Annotated in this window: 13 protein-coding genes; 5 read left to right on the top strand and 8 right to left on the bottom strand. The window is 39.1% G+C overall.

Annotated elements, in window-relative coordinates; genetic code table 11:
* Positions 1–72: 72 nt before the first annotated feature.
* Together HRT55_RS12785 and HRT55_RS12780 are read right to left on the bottom strand one after the other, a co-directional pair.
* On the bottom strand, positions 73–579 hold the full coding sequence (locus tag HRT55_RS12785) for an SRPBCC family protein (protein WP_291621801.1): 507 nt from the start codon (positions 577–579) through the stop codon (positions 73–75).
* 72 nt (positions 580–651) lie between these two features.
* Positions 652–1,320, bottom strand: a complete 669-nt coding sequence (locus HRT55_RS12780; RefSeq protein ID WP_291621799.1) for a TetR/AcrR family transcriptional regulator — start codon at positions 1,318–1,320, stop codon at positions 652–654.
* Between the two features lie 357 nt (positions 1,321–1,677).
* On the opposite strand from HRT55_RS12780, the gene HRT55_RS12775 reads away from it, so the two are divergent.
* Positions 1,678–4,890 (top strand): HD domain-containing phosphohydrolase, encoded by a 3,213-nt coding sequence (locus HRT55_RS12775; RefSeq protein ID WP_291621798.1) that lies wholly within the window; start codon positions 1,678–1,680, stop codon positions 4,888–4,890.
* A 96-nt stretch (positions 4,891–4,986) separates the two neighbouring features.
* Here the strand turns inward: HRT55_RS12775 and HRT55_RS12770 are convergent, their stop codons facing one another.
* A complete protein-coding gene (locus tag HRT55_RS12770) occupies positions 4,987–5,643 on the bottom strand; it encodes a Qnr family pentapeptide repeat protein (RefSeq protein ID WP_291621796.1) in 657 nt (218 codons plus the stop codon).
* Between the two features lie 463 nt (positions 5,644–6,106).
* On the opposite strand from HRT55_RS12770, the gene HRT55_RS12765 reads away from it, so the two are divergent.
* Positions 6,107–6,337: a glutaredoxin family protein gene (locus tag HRT55_RS12765; RefSeq protein WP_291621794.1), complete on the top strand. Its 231-nt coding sequence runs from the start codon at positions 6,107–6,109 to the stop codon at positions 6,335–6,337.
* Positions 6,338–6,647: 310 nt separating this feature from the next.
* On the opposite strand, the gene HRT55_RS12760 is transcribed toward HRT55_RS12765, so the two are convergent.
* Positions 6,648–6,905, bottom strand: a complete 258-nt coding sequence (locus HRT55_RS12760) for a transposase (RefSeq protein WP_291621792.1) — start codon at positions 6,903–6,905, stop codon at positions 6,648–6,650.
* 52 nt (positions 6,906–6,957) lie between these two features.
* Between HRT55_RS12760 and HRT55_RS12755 the strand changes: the two genes are divergently transcribed.
* Positions 6,958–7,098, top strand: coding sequence for a hypothetical protein (locus tag HRT55_RS12755; protein ID WP_291621790.1), 141 nt, complete (start codon positions 6,958–6,960; stop codon positions 7,096–7,098).
* A gap of 309 nt (positions 7,099–7,407) precedes the next feature.
* On the opposite strand, the gene HRT55_RS12750 is transcribed toward HRT55_RS12755, so the two are convergent.
* Together HRT55_RS12750 and HRT55_RS12745 are read right to left on the bottom strand one after the other, a co-directional pair.
* The gene (locus HRT55_RS12750; RefSeq protein WP_291621788.1) at positions 7,408–7,590 is read right to left on the bottom strand and encodes a hypothetical protein; all 183 of its coding nucleotides are present in this window, start codon (positions 7,588–7,590) and stop codon (positions 7,408–7,410) included.
* 205 nt (positions 7,591–7,795) lie between these two features.
* Entirely contained in the window at positions 7,796–8,905 is a 1,110-nt protein-coding gene (locus HRT55_RS12745) for a S66 peptidase family protein (protein WP_291621787.1), read from the bottom strand.
* 70 nt (positions 8,906–8,975) lie between these two features.
* On the opposite strand from HRT55_RS12745, the gene HRT55_RS12740 reads away from it, so the two are divergent.
* Positions 8,976–9,440 (top strand): HIT domain-containing protein, encoded by a 465-nt coding sequence (locus tag HRT55_RS12740; RefSeq protein ID WP_291621785.1) that lies wholly within the window; start codon positions 8,976–8,978, stop codon positions 9,438–9,440.
* Positions 9,441–9,544: 104 nt separating this feature from the next.
* Here HRT55_RS12740 and HRT55_RS12735 read toward each other — a convergent pair whose 3' ends face one another.
* Positions 9,545–10,123, bottom strand: a complete 579-nt coding sequence (locus HRT55_RS12735; protein ID WP_291621783.1) for a hypothetical protein — start codon at positions 10,121–10,123, stop codon at positions 9,545–9,547.
* Between the two features lie 389 nt (positions 10,124–10,512).
* On the opposite strand from HRT55_RS12735, the gene HRT55_RS12730 reads away from it, so the two are divergent.
* The gene (locus HRT55_RS12730) at positions 10,513–11,919 is read left to right on the top strand and encodes an MFS transporter (protein WP_291621781.1); all 1,407 of its coding nucleotides are present in this window, start codon (positions 10,513–10,515) and stop codon (positions 11,917–11,919) included.
* A 407-nt stretch (positions 11,920–12,326) separates the two neighbouring features.
* On the opposite strand, the gene HRT55_RS12725 is transcribed toward HRT55_RS12730, so the two are convergent.
* A complete protein-coding gene (locus HRT55_RS12725) occupies positions 12,327–15,599 on the bottom strand; it encodes a fibronectin type III domain-containing protein (protein ID WP_291621779.1) in 3,273 nt (1,090 codons plus the stop codon).
* Positions 15,600–15,690: the final 91 nt, after the last annotated feature.

The following is a 15,690-nucleotide window of genomic DNA, read 5'->3' as shown; positions in this document are numbered from 1 at the left end:
ATTAAGTACCTGTGAGTAGGTAGCTATAAAGAACTATAAATATGTATCTGTAAATAAAGAGCAGGAAATAAGTTAACTGATAATTATTGTAGCTAGCTCTTCATTGGCAGGGCGTTTTTCGCCAACGCGTTTTCCCGTCGCACAGTGATATGCTAAGCCAGTCATAACTTTCTTGAAAACACTTTTCATCACAGGTCGCATTATTAACTGTCCCAATAACCAACCTAATGGGCCAGCTTTAACAACAAAATTCGCAGACATATATAGTTCACAGCTGTTTGCATCAATTGCTTTGACACGCATTTCTGCTTGCATACTTTTTAACGGTAGCGAAAACTCAGAAAGCGCCATTTTATAACCTTGGCCTTCTTGGTATTCAATAATCTCTTCCACTAAGCTTGAGCCATCAGTAAAGGTACATAATCTTTTTGCGCCTAATCCAGAGCTGATATCGTTCACAATGGGTGATGACTTTATCGTTGCAGCAAATTTTTCTACGCTGCTGAAGTCCTCTAATACTTGCCAAATTTTTTCTACTGAGATATTAACTTTGATGGTGTTTTCAGTGTGATGCGCCATGATATATTTCCTTATTTTAAATTAAATGTTTTCAGCTGTCTGAATATGGCTAGCCAAGCCGCTGTTGTCTGATTAACTTGCTCTTAAACCCCGAATAATGATTTCAATTGATGTGGTTAAATCTTTTTCAAAATCTGGTTTTAATGCTTGGAACTCATCGAGTTGATATATTTTCTTCAGTGCATCACTTTGCATCGTTGCAGCCCAATAATTAGCGGTTGCGGCATAACTTAGCGTTAGAAACTTAAACGCTTTTTCACCTGCTATTTCTGGGTATATTCTGCTGATATCGAGGGTGGTGCTATAGAGTAAATTCATCGCTAAGCGCTTAAATTTAAGTAGCTGTTCAAATGAGCTATTTCTTTCCAGAGAAACAAAAAGAATTGGCATTAAATCTAGCAATCTTGGATGAGATAACATTGAATTAAACCAAGCGTATGCAAAGGTTTCTACTTGTACATCCTGCTCGAGAGTTTGCAATTGCTTACTGTATTCATTAACCCAACTTTCAAATAAGTCAGCAAATACATTTAAAAAAATCTCTTCTTTGGAACTAAAGTAGCGATACATATTGGATTTAGTAAAGCCCGCTTCAACTGCAATGCCATTAAAACTTACTTTGTCGTAACCGCTCTTTTTAAAAAGTGTAAAAGCCGCCTTATATATAGCGCCTTTTCGTTCATTTCTTTTTTCGTCTGTTCTTGCTCGTTGCCAATTCATATATTTTAAATAAGGGTCCACTGGTCTCTTAAGTGTAATTTAAGTGACCATCAGTCTCTTGTCAATAGTTAATGCCAATATCATTCACCTATTAAAAAGAGAGTGATGATGTAATAGCTGGGATTTTTAGCTAAAGCTCATGAACGTAATTTAGAACATAGCGATAATAAAGCTCTGCTAAAGAGCCATTATCAAAGATAAGGAGAACTTTACTTAGATAAATACTGGGGCTGATGCTAAAGAAGGCTCGTTATAATCTAACGGGCCTTTTTTAGCTAAATACATATAAAACAAAGCTTTAAATTTAATTGACCTAAAGGGGGAATTATTGGATTATGTGGTTGATAATTAAACTATCATAATGAGAAAGGAAGCTCTGTGTATAATTTAACCAAGATAATTAAGCTTAAATATTCTATTCGGTTCACCGTTTTGACCGTCTTTATTTTAGCCAATGCCTTAACGGCAGGTGTTGCCATTAGTTTGCAATATTACTTTAGTAAAAGCATGGCCACTGAATCAGCGTTTAATTATTACGATAAAACAGCGACACAAACCAGCGCCTATTTAGAAGCACTGGATACGCGCGCGATTGAATCAACTAAGTTCTTGTCTAGCTACCCACATATCTTAGATCAGCAATGGATAGGTAATGCAACTCAGCAACTCTTTGCCCAGGTAATGCAAAATACCCCCGCGTTTTATGCAACCTATATAGGTTTCGAAAATGGCGACTTTTACGAATTAGTTAACTTGGAGTCTAGCCTTGAAGTTAGGCGAGGTTTTAATGCTGGGCCAACAGACCGTTGGGTGATGGTTACTGTGATTGGCGATGAAAAAACACGTCTGCGTGAGTTGTCATATTTTGATAAAGACTTTAATTTACGAGTAGCTCATGTTGAGAGCAGTGATTATCATGCGGCTAAACGTCCGTGGTATACCGAGGCTAAAGCCGGTGAAGTACATAAGACCGACCCCTATCTCTTTCAACATCTAAAAGCTCCTGGTCAAACATATTCAACCATTATTCCTGGTACATCAGCTGTGCTCGCTGTAGATATTGCGCTGTCATCAATATCTACCTATTTGAAAGAAGAGGAAATTAGCGCTGATGGAGAAATCTATCTATATCAAAAGACCGGCGAAATAATTGCCTCTAATCAAGCGAGTCAATTAGAGAAATCATTATTAGCAGTGCCCAAATTAGCATTGTCGTTAAAGCAACAGCGCTTTGTTGCTAAACACCCAGCGATTAAAGTTTCTAACTCTATCGACTGGTCGCCGATAGATTTTACTGTCGCGGGAAAACCACAAGGGTATGCCGTCGATATAATGTCTATAGTCGCTGCTAGCACGGGCTTACGGTTCGAGTATACCAATGGTTATGAGTGGCCTGAATTAGTTGATATGTATCAAAAAAATGAACTTGATATATTACAGGCGGTATTTTTAAATAATGAAAATGAAGCCTTAGGTAATTTATCGAAGCCATTTCTGGATTTACCCCTATCAGTTATTACTAAGCCTGGTGAAGACACTATCTCTCACGTGGAGCAATTATCGGGTAAGACATTAGCGATCACCAGAGGCTGGTCGATAGGTCATTTAATTCAGCGTTATTACCCTGAGGTAGAAATTATTGAAGTGCCTTTGTTAAAAGACGTATTTGATGCGGTGCGTGATGGTAAGGCGTATGCGGGTATCGATAGTAAATTAATTTTACGACATCTCGCTAAGCAGTTTTTTATTGACGATGTGCAATTTCATGGTGATATGGATTTTTTACCACTAAATATGCCTAATTCACTGCATTTATTGATGAAAAAAGAGCAAACACAATTATTAGCTTTAATTAATTTGGCATTAGGGGCTATTACTCCCGAGCTAAAAGCTGTGTTAGATGAAAAGTGGGGGATTAGCAATCAAACATCAGACTCACATAAACAGTCTGGCATTGTTCCTTATGCGAAATTAATAGAGATAGCGAATCAAAAATCTCAACAGGGCCAACTAAACATCCATGAGATCAATGGTCAATCATATTTCACCTATGTTAAACCGTTAAACAATAACGGCACCCACCAAGATATGTTCGCCGTCATAGTCCCAATTGAGCGTGTCTTGGGAGAAAGTTTAAATGAAATAAAACTGTCGATGTTAATCACTGGTGCTTGTCTGTTATTAATGTTGCCATGCTCTTGGTTTTTTGCATCGCCGATTGTCAATCCAATTCGTCGTTTATCCCGTCAAAACTGGAAAATAAAAAATCGCCAGTTTGACCAAATTTCTCATCAAGCAACCAACATTTCAGAGATAGAAGAGTTATCACTATCAATGATTGAAATGTCTGAATCGATTCAACAGCATGAACGTGCGCAACAAGAATTACTTGATGCTTTTATCAAAATAATTAGTCAAGCTATTGATGATAAATCACATTACACCGCAGGGCATTGCGCACGCGTTCCTGAACTCGCCATTGAACTTGCCCATGCAGCATCTAATGAAAACAAGGGTATTTGTAAGGATTTTACCTTTCATAGTGAAGATGAAGTTCGTGAATTTACCATTGCAGCTTGGTTGCATGATTGCGGCAAGGTCACCACACCTGAACATATTGTTGATAAAGGTACCAAGCTAGAAATAATTTATAATCGTATTCATGAGATTAGAATGCGTTTTGAAGTACTATGGCGTGATGCGGAAATTGAGTTTTTAAAACAGGCAGCCGCTGCGCCACAGCAAGAAACGCAATTGTTAAAACAATTACAGCAAACACGTCAACAACTACAAGATGATTTTGAATTTATTGCCCAATCAAATGTTGGTGGCGAGTTTATGGAAGAAGCACACGTCACGCGGTTAAAAAGTTTAACTCAAATAAAATGGCAGCGTAATTTTGATGATCGTTTGGGATTGTCACCCGTAGAAGAAGCTCGATACAACATGAATGAGGTATCGTTGCCGGTCACGGAATCGTTATTAGCCGATAAAGCCGAGCACATTATTAAGCGTACTGAACCTGTTGAATTTCCTGCTGAGTTTGAAATTAAGGTGGATGTACCTGAACATTTAGGTAATCAAGGTGAAGTCTATAATTTATCGATAGGTCGCGGCACACTAACAGCCGAAGATCGTTTCATAATAAACGAACATATTATCAGCACCATTAAAATGCTCGAAGCCCTACCATTACCTCCAGAGCTAGCTCGAGTACCGCGTTATGCATCAACGCATCATGAAACCCTCAAAGGTACGGGGTACCCAAGAAAATTAAAGGCTGAAGATTTATCTGTACCGGAACGAGTCTTGGTTGTTTGTGATATTTTTGAAGCATTAACTGCCGCAGATAGACCCTATAAAAAAGCCAAGCCGATTAGTGTTGCTATCAATATATTGCATAAAATGGCCCTGGATGAACATTTAGATATTGAGATTTTTGAATTGTTATTAACCAGTGGTATTTACCTTACTTATGCGCGTAAATATTTACCAGAGTCACAAATTGATAATGTCGATATTAGTCGTTACATTCGTAGCTCGACACCAACTGTAATCGCTGGTAGGGAGTCGGTTACAGCCTTAAGCTAGGAAGAAAATATAGCGCCAAACTCGTCGTAGGCGCTGCTTTTACTGCTCTTTAAGGCAAAGTTCTAACTGGCAGCCCCTTACTAATGACCATGCATTTTAGTCTGGCAATACTAGGATCCCTAAGCCTTCTAACAATTGCTCTTGTTGCCAAGTGCAAATCTTTACACCATCAAGTTTTACTCGTCTGATGTTAAGGCCATTTAATTCAGTATGTGTTAAATCGCAACCTTGCATTTGGAACTGCTCCCAAGCATCTTCTGAAAACTCACTGCGGCTTAAATCTGAATGTCTCAGTGACGCGCCTTGCAGGTTGGCACCATTCCAGCGATTTTCAAATAAGTCACACTTCTCAATACGTACACCAGAAAAGTTTGCATAAGATAAATTACAGCCGGTGATGTATGCCACGCAAAAATATGATTGGCGTGAAATTTGATTTTCAAAACTCGCTTTAACAAAGTTAGCGCCTTTCAAGTCGCAAGACCTAAACTCTATGCCCAAACAACTTGCGCCGACAAAGCTCGACATGGACAATCTACACTGCTTAAAGCTCGTATCACGTAAGTTAGCATAATCAAATCGGCATCCTTCAATACTGCCTTGCTCGACAAAGCTGCATTCAATAAATTCAACATCGGATAAATCAGACCGATTAAAGTTACAGCGATAAAAATTACATTGCTCAAAGCGCATGCCTTGAAAGTCATGGTTAGAGAAGTCGTGATCGATAAAATCTTTTTTAGTTGTCGGCATCAATAGCCCTCCAAGTGATAATGCGTGCAGGTTACCATCTAGATAGTTAAACACCTACCAATTAAACCCCATTAAAAACAACAGGTTAAAATCTCCTGAAATAGCCTTTTAAAGGGGGCAAAATGCGATTTTAAGTGATATTAAAATATTTTTAGAGATGCCAGGTGGATGAAAAAAGTTTGCGGGTGAAAATTAAGGTATAGGGAGTGGAAAGTGTACTTTAGTTAAATACCTTATCAGGGAGGAATGAGTAACTGCAATTGTCATTGCTGCCGTTGGCAGCTCTAACCTGAAACTATTAAATCAAAGCAAAAACGACTACTTCAAGTGCTTTGACCCCTTTGGTTTACTGGAGTAGCTTAATTTTCTTTGTCTAGAATCGAAAGTTGGGTTAATTCATCTTTGTTTTTTATTGAGAGTTCAGTAAAATAGTTAGTATTTAACAGTTATATAAAGGTTAGTGATGAAACGCGTTGTTTTATATATTTCAGATAAATGCTCCCATTGCCGTGAAGCTCAAAAATACTTAGATGATAATGGCATTAAATACAGATTAACGAATGCCAAAATGCAGCGCGGTAGAAAAGAGCTTGACGCTATAGGGGCTCGCTCTGTACCAGCCCTTAAAATTGGTAATGAAGTAATGATTGGTTGGAATCTAGATAATTTTAAGAAACTCTATGCTGAAGATTAATAAGCAGAATTATCTAATTAGATAATTGAGCAACCAATGGGCACAGAGTTATTGATTACTCTATTTCGAGTGGATAACAAAATATAGAGGAGCAGAGCATCATATAATCGCCCCTTAGCATTATAACGCCATAAATTTTTATCAATCTGCATAAATTGTGGCTCAGCTTTCACTAGGTAGTTCATATGTTCGCTGCGTCAACTTGTCGTGTGAGAGCTGCTGCTTTGAGTAAAAATCTCTATGGCAGCTACGGTGGCATTGGAGATAATATCCCTTAAATAATATCCATATATTTTCGGCTCTTCTCCGGTTATGTGAGGTTGATTTTTGGATAAAAGACAGAATACGTTGCGGGAAGTGATGTTTGCCTTATTTTTAGTTTGAAATATTCAGTATCCCTTACTCCTCTGGATCGTCTCCTAATCACCCCAATAGGAACATTCCCAGCCTCAATACGGGCACTTGTCAGTTTATATTTTCCATCGTTACAAATGCCTACTTTGTGGATCCTTAACCCTGTTGCGAAATTATGCAACTTGGTAGAATAAAAAACTATTGTAATAATCATCAATATTCTGTAATTTTATTTATCTGTTATCAGGCTGAGACAAAGGAAGAATATGATCGACTATTATAAAAAGAAAAGTGCCGAGTATTATGAAAAAGCCCGTGTTGCACAGGAAAATAATGAAGACTATGAACAGTTTAAAAGCGAGGCCGAAACTTATGATAAAAGAATTGCAGAGCTAGAGGCTTATTAAGTTGGATCAAAGGAGCTGTTGCACCTATTTCATTTTCGTTTGATGCAGTGGTCAACTATCTCGAAGGGGAGCCGATATTAGCTCGGTTTTGTGGTAAAAGAGTCGGTTAGCTCTAATGCGTTGTGGGGCTCAAAGTTCAAGGTAAGCAACATTAAACCAGGCTGGTTTAATGTTGCAATAAATGGCAATCGATACCGAAGTCAAACTGTAGATGTTTAGTCAATTATGTGAAATTCACTAATCAGCTAAATTAATGTCAGTATTGTTTCTTAGATTCTCTTACTCATTATTATGATGATATTAATTTGGCTAGATGTCTGTTGCAGGAGTTACTTTCACATATTCATAACTAAATGCTCTGACTTTTTTACCTGAATCTGCAACAAACTCTACAGTTGTTGAACGAGGTAATATCAATACTGCCTCGTACTCTTCTCCAGTTAAAAAAGTATCATTTCCACATTTTAGGTCTTGGGTTAATTTGATCCGCATTACTACTTTTCTCTATCTATGTTGAATAATTGAACTGATTATACCATTTTTTTTAAGTACAAATTAGTACAAAAAATGTTCTTACTGATTTCAATCACATTTCTGGAAAATAACACCCTATCTGAACATTAAATTGTACTTTGGCCGACCAGTAAAAAAGACAGTTCGATAGGACAATTGATACTTAAGGTTTCTATTCTACAGGTTAGAAAAACGACTCTATGGTAATACTTTGCTTATCAGCATCTAAAGTTGCCATAGAGCCAATAGGTAAAGTAATCATAGGATGTGTATGGCAGCAGTCATATTCGGCGAGGATGGGAGTGTTGGTTTTACCCATGACTTCCATTAATATTTGATAGGGTTTTTTTCCTGTACCTTGGTCGTCAAACTTCTCATGTTTCCCCAGAATTAACCCGCCAATACGGTCAAATATGCCCGTTATTTTAAGGTGCGAAAAAGAACGCTCCACGGTTGCGGCATCTTTGAAACTATCTTCTATCAGTAAAATATCGCCTTGCTTGATATCTGGCATGTAAGGGCTGGCAAAAATTCCTTGGATGGTATTTAAGTTTCCAGCAATGAGTCTACCGGTGACCTTACCAGGATTTATAGTGAGTAGTTGGTTGGCTGTTTTACTTTTCTCTTCGCTTTGTTTTTGCCAATCAATATAGTCTTCAGTCCAAAACTCTGGGTTTTTAATGGTATGAGGTAGCTTAGGCTTTTCAACCATATTATAAAAATATTGATAAGTTTGCTCTAAAAAGTATCCCATTTCACCGAACGATGAGACTAGTGCGGGACCATAGTAAGTAATAATCCCTGTTTGAGCATAAATACCAAACAACAAGGCGGTAACATCAGAATATCCGATTATTATTTTTGGATCTTTTTTCAGTGCTTGGTAGTCGATATAAGGCAACATAGAATTTGAAACCATACCACCCATTGTCGCCATTATGCAGCGTACCTTAGGGTCTCGAATCAGGGTATTTAATTCTTCTACTCGTGCTTGAATACTACCGGAACGATAATTATCTGACATGCCAGTTAAGCTGCCAGCTTGCAGTTTAAAGCCTTTTTTCGCCATAAAGTGCTTTGCTCTTTCAAAGCGCTTAAATGCGAAACTTGTTGCTGGCGTTGAAGGAGAGAAAAAACCGATGGTATCACCTTTTTTCAATGAAGGAGCGACAACATTGGCTGTGCGATCTCTTTGAAAAACATTTACCATAGCTATGCCACCGGCAGGTATTGTTGCTGCTGTAAGCAAGGTTCCTTTTAGTAGTCTTCTGCGGGAAATATTCAACTGACTCATTTACTGCTTCCTTTCATTTGAAAAACTGTTCATTATATTCGTTAACGCAAAATATATATGATTTTACCCCATGATAAGTAAACTATTTTTTGTTATTTTTATACTGATTTTTTCTAGTGATATTCTGGCAGGTAATGAAACAGTATCTGGTATAGGAAAATATGACAGTACTAATGTTTTTGCAAAAATATTGCAGGGAAAGATTCCTGCGAAAATTATTTTTGAAAATGAGTATGTTTTAGCTTTTGAGGATATTCATCCGGTAAAGCCAGTACATGTACTTATTATTCCAAAAGGGCAATATCGCTCAATAGTGGACTTTTCAACTAGCGCAAGTGATGAAGAAATTATAGCGTTAGTAAAATCAATGGCTAAAATTGCCAAGGTTATGGGGTTAACAAAAGATGGCTTTAGTTTGATGACAAATAGTGGCCATAATGGCGGTCAAACTGTTGCTCATTTGCACTTTCATTTGTTGGGGGGAGAGCAGGTAAATTGGGAAAAGGCTTTACGAGAAGAAGCCTCAGATAACTAAGCGCTAGGTTTTACTTTATCTAGCTTTGAGTAAGCTCTCAGCTTTAACTTTTAATACCACGCTCTATTTGGCTAAATAGAGCGGATTTAGAATATAGTCTCAAGCTAAAAAAGTTCGATCTCATCTTCTTCGCAATTACTTTTGTTTGCCATATCTTGGTTAAATTCAATTAATGCTTCTTCAATAGGCACTCCGGAAATAACCCTATCAAACATTCGACGCTCTTCTTCCATGGTATATTTGCTGCGGATTGTTTCTTGTAATGTTTGCCAAGCAATAGGTGAATATAATTCTTCAGGATTGCTAATAAGCGAAGTTAAAGCACTAAGACTTCCACTTACATGATCTAATCTTTGACTTAGTTTATCGTAAAACTGAAAGGCGATTATCGCTGAATGTACTTTATCCAAGGCCGTAGACGCAGAGCCTTCAATAATTACCTTCATCTTTTCAGCACTGCCATTTTGTTGACTTAATTGTGCAATAGAGCTCTGAATATCACTTAAGTTTGTCGCCAGTCCAGTAAATGATGTCGATAAAGTAGAAACAGAGGCGTTGCCTTCATTCATAGATTGATCAATTTGAGTAACGGCTAAATTAAGCATTAGGATAGTTTCTTTTAATTGACTCCAGTCTAAGTCTGGACGAGAAGAGGTTGATCTTGATAATGATAATGAGTTCATTTTGTACATCCCTGTTCTAATTAAATTTAAAATAAAGGTGAGATCGGTAATTATAGAAGTAAATGCAGATTTTTCAGGTAATTAATTCTTAGTTCTCAAAATGGAGAATTATAAAAGTAGAGGATATCAAAATAGAAGGTATCAGGTTTTTATCAACCTAGTATCAAATAAGCATTAAGAGCAGTTGAGTCAGTTGCTAACAAGCTTGCTTAGTGCCAATACTTATTTGTTACTAAGTTGACCTAAGCGATTGAATAACCTAGTGTCAACTTAAGTTAAGCTAGATAAAGCAAAGACTAAGACTAAGACTGAGCAATTAGCCTTTAAAGAGCAATAGGCATTCTTTAGAATAGCCATCGACATTAGTGACGACAGTTTAGGGATAGATCATGTCTAACCGACCTCCGCAACAAATGAATATTATTATATCCATGTACCTGGGTTATGCCGCCATGATGATTTGTCGTCAAATGGTCACTATTCTCAGCCCAGCCTTACTTGTGGATGAGACCTTGGGGTTATCAAAAACTAATCTTGGCGATTTTGCCGCTTATGGCACCTTAGGTGCGCTGGTGGGGAAACTGATTTGGGGTCCCTTTGCCGATAAGTTTGGCGGGCGATTTACTTTTTTAATTGGCATTCTTCTTACCGCGCTATTTATCATCGCCTTTGGGCTTTCAGCTAATGTCATGGTCTTTACTGGCTTTTCATTTCTGCTTTATTGCACTAAATCTTCCGGCTGGCCCGGTATGACTAAATTGATAGGGCAGTGGTATCACCCACAAGGTTATGGCCGAGTATGGAGTATTCTCGCTACCAGCTCGCGCTTAAGTGTGGTGTTAGCGACGCTGTTTTTTGGTTGGCTGTTGAGCTTTATGCATTGGCGCATGGTAGCGTTTATCGCGGCAGCTTTTGCGCTGGTTATTTTTGTTGGTTGTTATTTTTATTTGCAAGAAAACCCCGAAGAACCTGACTTTTTTAAAGTAGATGAAAGTAATGCCAATATTACTAGCGATATCACGCTCAGTACTGATACCGAGAGTGATACCCATACTGAGCATGATACCGTTAAACTTGAATCGTCTTGGGCAGAAAAACTGGCGCTAGAGAACCGATATAATCACCCACTGAAAGATACCGGCACAATTGCGGGACTAGTGAACTTTGCAAAAAGTCCTAGGGTTTGGCTGGTGGTGATCATGTTAATGGTGCTCACTTGCATGATGGCCTTTTTGGACTTTGTCGCGATTTACTTGATGGAAAGTTACCAGTTGACGCCATCACAGGCAGCAATGGCCTCTACCGTTTTTCCTGTTGGCTCTTTGGTCGGGCTGTTGGCTGCAATCGCCTTTTACGATCGCTTTTCAAAGCAGGGTATCAGGACGGTATTAACCATATCGCTGATGCTAAGTTTATTGAGTGTACTTACCTTGCAATATTTACCCTTGTTTAATTTGAGCGCACAATTGAATTACCTAGTGGCGCTGGTAGCAATTTTTCTATTCGCTTTTTCGATTTCCCCCGCTTATTACTTGCCGATGTCGATATTCTCTATTGAATACGGCGGTCGTCATAGTGCAACTTTGGTGTGTTTAATTGATGCTTTTGGTTTTGCCGCCAGTGCAGCTTTTGCTTTTATTGGCGGAAGGTTGGCAGATAGTGCCGGTGGTTGGTCTAGTTTTATGAATATGCTTATTTTGATTTCTGCTGTGGGCATTATCGCTGTTCGGGCATTTATGCAGGCAGAATATAGTGCGGCAAAGCAGGGTAAAATAAACAAAGCAGCTAGTAGATAAAAATGATGCGCCGATTGTTTATCATGCCTCTGTAGTTTACTCAGGAAATCTTTGTAAACGTCATCTTCGAAGTATCTGATCGAAGATCCATTGCTATTTAGACCCTGGATTCAGGACAATAAGCTCAGGAGAATGTGCATCCTGCATTCTTTAATAAGGTACTTCCTGTACCGTCTGCATTGTCTAATAAATGCCATCTATGGCACGTCCGATTAAAACACCACGGGGATGACGGTCCTGAGCCAAGTGCATAGGTATGTTGAGTCATTATTAGAAAAAATAATGCGCTATTGCTAGGTAGCTTAGCTGTTAAACAGCCAAGCCGTGAAGCAAAAGCGCATTATGATTATTGCATTCTAGATATTTTTATATTCTTATCTTTATAGTCAACTTTTAGTACCGAAATACTATTTTTCAGTGTTCAGTAAAGACATCGGCAGCTCTAGTACACCAATTGGTCTAGTCGTTGTTTGCACCGGTCTTAGTGGCACTGCAGTAGTACTAGGTATTGGCGCAGATTGCGGAGATGATATTGCCCCCGGTACTACATTCGCCGGTTCAATGGCATGTTTAGCCGCTAAATTAGCTGCCATTAAGAAGTTACCGTCGGTTGAGTAATTTAAATGACGGTAATAAAGGTAGATATTATCCCAGTCATTAAAATCACGCATATTGTCGTATCGACCCGAGACATAATCAGGTGCATGGGTATCATAGTTAATATTGTACGAGGTATTGCGGTTACTGACAGAGCCGTCGCAATTAAGATCTAAGCCGCCAAGTACATAAGCCTCATTGAAACTACTTTCACTAAAGCTGGCATGGTCGCCGTAAGAGTAATCTAAATTATAACTTTGCCAGTTAGTTTCTAAGCCGCCAGGGAAGTTACGACGAGAAACTCCTGCGCCATATTTATCTTCAAGTAATGCCATACAGCCAGCATTTTTATCACGGCGGACACTCACGTAATGACGGTCTTGCATCATCTCATTTTCGGTAAAACCAACACCATTGTTTGGTACACCACTTAAGGCGTAGGCATAGTTCATTACACTGGTATAGTTTGGCTTATAGTTCGGTTCATAGTTAGGGTAACTGTCTGGCCAACCGCCATGACTTAATCCTAATATATGTCCTAACTCATGCATAAATACCGAAGACTGACTGTTTATCATGCGGTTTAACTCGGTGTCATTGTCAGCATTTAAGAACCAGCGGCTCTTTGTTGCTTGTGATGGTGAGCCAAGTGCTACATAGAAGTAGTGGTCAAAATAATCAGGTGCTTGTCCTGAGGAGCCTTCACCGCCGGCAGCTTGTGAGCTGGCAAATAAGGCGTAGTAAAATAGCCGAGCACGCTCTGGTTTATTATCAAAATAAACTGGCATGTAACTAAATACTCCTGGGTAAGTATCATTGTTTTTCATCCCCGGTACCGCGTGGTTACCGTTGTATTCATTGCGCCAATCTGAGAGACCAATCCACGGAGAGTATTGTACCGATTGACCGCCACCTAGATTATAATTTTCAGGGCCTGAGCCATATAAGCCGCCAACATCAAAGTGCAGCGCGTAGCCTTGTTTAGCAAAAACATCTTTTACTTTATCAAAGACTTCTTTTCTTGGCTGGGTACCGTGATCGCCTGAGCTGGCTTTGCTCATATAATCCACTTCAATAAATAAGTCAGTGATACCTTTACGTGCACCCCAAGTATGTACTGGCATGCCAAAGAAAGTTTTTCCGGCTTCTTCCGCACAATCAGGAATACCATCAACATCTGCATCTAGGTTAATGTTATCGCAATACGGTTGTACTGGAGATTGTTGTGTTCCTATATTTAAGTTCCAAGACAGGGTTTTACGCGACATATAACCACCGCTACGCACTTCAAACTGAATAGATTCAACATTGCTTGAGCGAGCGCCAAAGTGAGAGTAGCTATAGGCAAACGGCACGTAGTTATCATCGTTGTAATCAGTGGCATTACTGACATGGCCGTAATCACCTTGGCAAGTAACTTTCATGGTGTAATTACTCGGATTAAAGCCGTTGCCTTGCACATAAAGATTGCCACTTACTGAGAAGTCATCAAAATATTCGCCGTATTTACCAATATCAATACCACCATTAACATCAGGTAAATTACAGCTTTGTGGCGCAGCAATAACGATACTTTGTGCGGCGGTGTTATTACTTTCAATATTGTCACAAACCGCTGCAACCTTAACTTGATATGAACCAGCAGTTAAGCCACTGATGGTTTTACTAACATTGGCCTGTGTTGCCAAGTTTTGCCAAGTACCATTGCTTGATAATTGAATTTTATAAGCTGTTGCGCCTGAAACCGAGTTCCAACGTGCATTAAAGCTACTTTCATTGACGCCACTTAAGATTAAGCCTGTCGGCGTTGCTAGTTGGCTAGGGCAGGTGTTTACTAAGTTAACTAAAGTCCAAGCACTTTCACTACTCAAATTTGTATCACAACTGGCTTTAGCAACAATGCGTACATATTGATCTGAACTTGCCGGTAAGTCAGTTAGTTGGTAGCTGTTACTTGCATTGGTGCTGCTAGAGCTTGCCACTGTTACCCAAGTGCTGTTTTGCCATAACTGAATATTATAACTATCGGCATTGTTGACTGCATCCCAAGTAATCGTGAACGAATCAGCAGTGGTATTACTTATTACTAAGTTTGCTGCTTTAGCTAAACTTTCAGGGCAAATTACTACACTGTCATCATAGATAACGCTTATCCACTGACTTTCACTGGTAATGGTTTCGTCACAATCTGTACGGGCAACAATGCGAACATATTGTGTTGTACTCATTGCAAGATTGGATAATTGATATGACAATTCAGTGGTGTTATCGAGTGTTGACCAAGCGCCATTTTGCCATAATTGCACGTCATAACTATCAGCATCAGTAACTGTGGTCCAAGTTAAGGTAAATTCGTTATTGGTGATATTACTTGTTGTTAGTCCTTGTGTTTTTGCTAAGGCGCTTGGGCACTCAATAGTCACCTCACCACTTATTACTACTGTGATATAACCACTGTAGTCACTGCCTCCACAATCATTTACGGCACCTACACGTATATATTCTGTACCAGCATCAAGCTGAGTAAAATCATAAGTTGTCGCTGTTGTTGTACTAACGTTTAACCAACCTGAAGAGTCATGCCATTGCTGTAATTCATAGCTTTGTGCCCCCGAGACAGCTGCCCAGCTAGCGGTAAAGCTGTTACCAGTTAAGTTTGACTCAACTAGGTTTGTTGGTGTGGTTGGTGGCACACATTGGGCGATGCCGGTTAGTTCAACCGGCAACCATTCACTTGCTGTGCTTTGTTCTCCACAGGCATTGCCAGCGGTAACATTAAAGTAGTAATAGCCTTGTGTTAGGTTGGTAAACGTTGCTTGATTGCTAGTACTGGCTACTTGCTGATAACCGCCATTGATATAAGTTTGTAACTGGTAGCTATTGGCGCCATATACATCATCCCACTGGATGGTAACCGCGGTGCCAGTATTGCTGACCACAGACAAATTAACCGGTTGGTTAAGCTGGCTACAGTTAGCAGCTTGTACTTGAGCGAGTGATCCCATGGTGAATAAAAATATCGCGGCGTATACCCTGATATTTTTCATCAGCGATAATACGCAATTGAATAATCGATAGTTCATAAGTTGTCCCTTATTATTGGTTTTTTTATAAGCTTTATTGATGTTTTTATACAGCTTCTGATGAAGCTGTTGGAATAATAACCAAGAGGAG

It is taken from the genome of Colwellia sp., from assembly GCF_013214175.1.
Lineage (GTDB): Bacteria > Pseudomonadota > Gammaproteobacteria > Enterobacterales > Alteromonadaceae > Colwellia.
The sequence above is the reverse complement of the archived record's forward strand: the minus strand, read 5'-3'. Positions and strand labels throughout refer to the sequence as shown.

Coding starts and splice junctions, on each gene's coding strand:
- HRT55_RS12730 (WP_291621781.1), top strand. CDS start 10,513: ATGTCTAACCGACCTCCGCAACAAATGAATATTATTATATCCATGTAC.
- HRT55_RS12735 (WP_291621783.1), bottom strand. CDS start 10,123: ATGAACTCATTATCATTATCAAGATCAACCTCTTCTCGTCCAGACTTA.
- HRT55_RS12725 (WP_291621779.1), bottom strand. CDS start 15,599: ATGAACTATCGATTATTCAATTGCGTATTATCGCTGATGAAAAATATC.
- HRT55_RS12745 (WP_291621787.1), bottom strand. CDS start 8,905: ATGAGTCAGTTGAATATTTCCCGCAGAAGACTACTAAAAGGAACCTTG.
- HRT55_RS12755 (WP_291621790.1), top strand. CDS start 6,958: ATGATCGACTATTATAAAAAGAAAAGTGCCGAGTATTATGAAAAAGCC.
- HRT55_RS12785 (WP_291621801.1), bottom strand. CDS start 579: ATGGCGCATCACACTGAAAACACCATCAAAGTTAATATCTCAGTAGAA.
- HRT55_RS12765 (WP_291621794.1), top strand. CDS start 6,107: ATGAAACGCGTTGTTTTATATATTTCAGATAAATGCTCCCATTGCCGT.
- HRT55_RS12750 (WP_291621788.1), bottom strand. CDS start 7,590: ATGCGGATCAAATTAACCCAAGACCTAAAATGTGGAAATGATACTTTT.
- HRT55_RS12760 (WP_291621792.1), bottom strand. CDS start 6,905: ATGATTATTACAATAGTTTTTTATTCTACCAAGTTGCATAATTTCGCA.
- HRT55_RS12740 (WP_291621785.1), top strand. CDS start 8,976: ATGATAAGTAAACTATTTTTTGTTATTTTTATACTGATTTTTTCTAGT.
- HRT55_RS12770 (WP_291621796.1), bottom strand. CDS start 5,643: ATGCCGACAACTAAAAAAGATTTTATCGATCACGACTTCTCTAACCAT.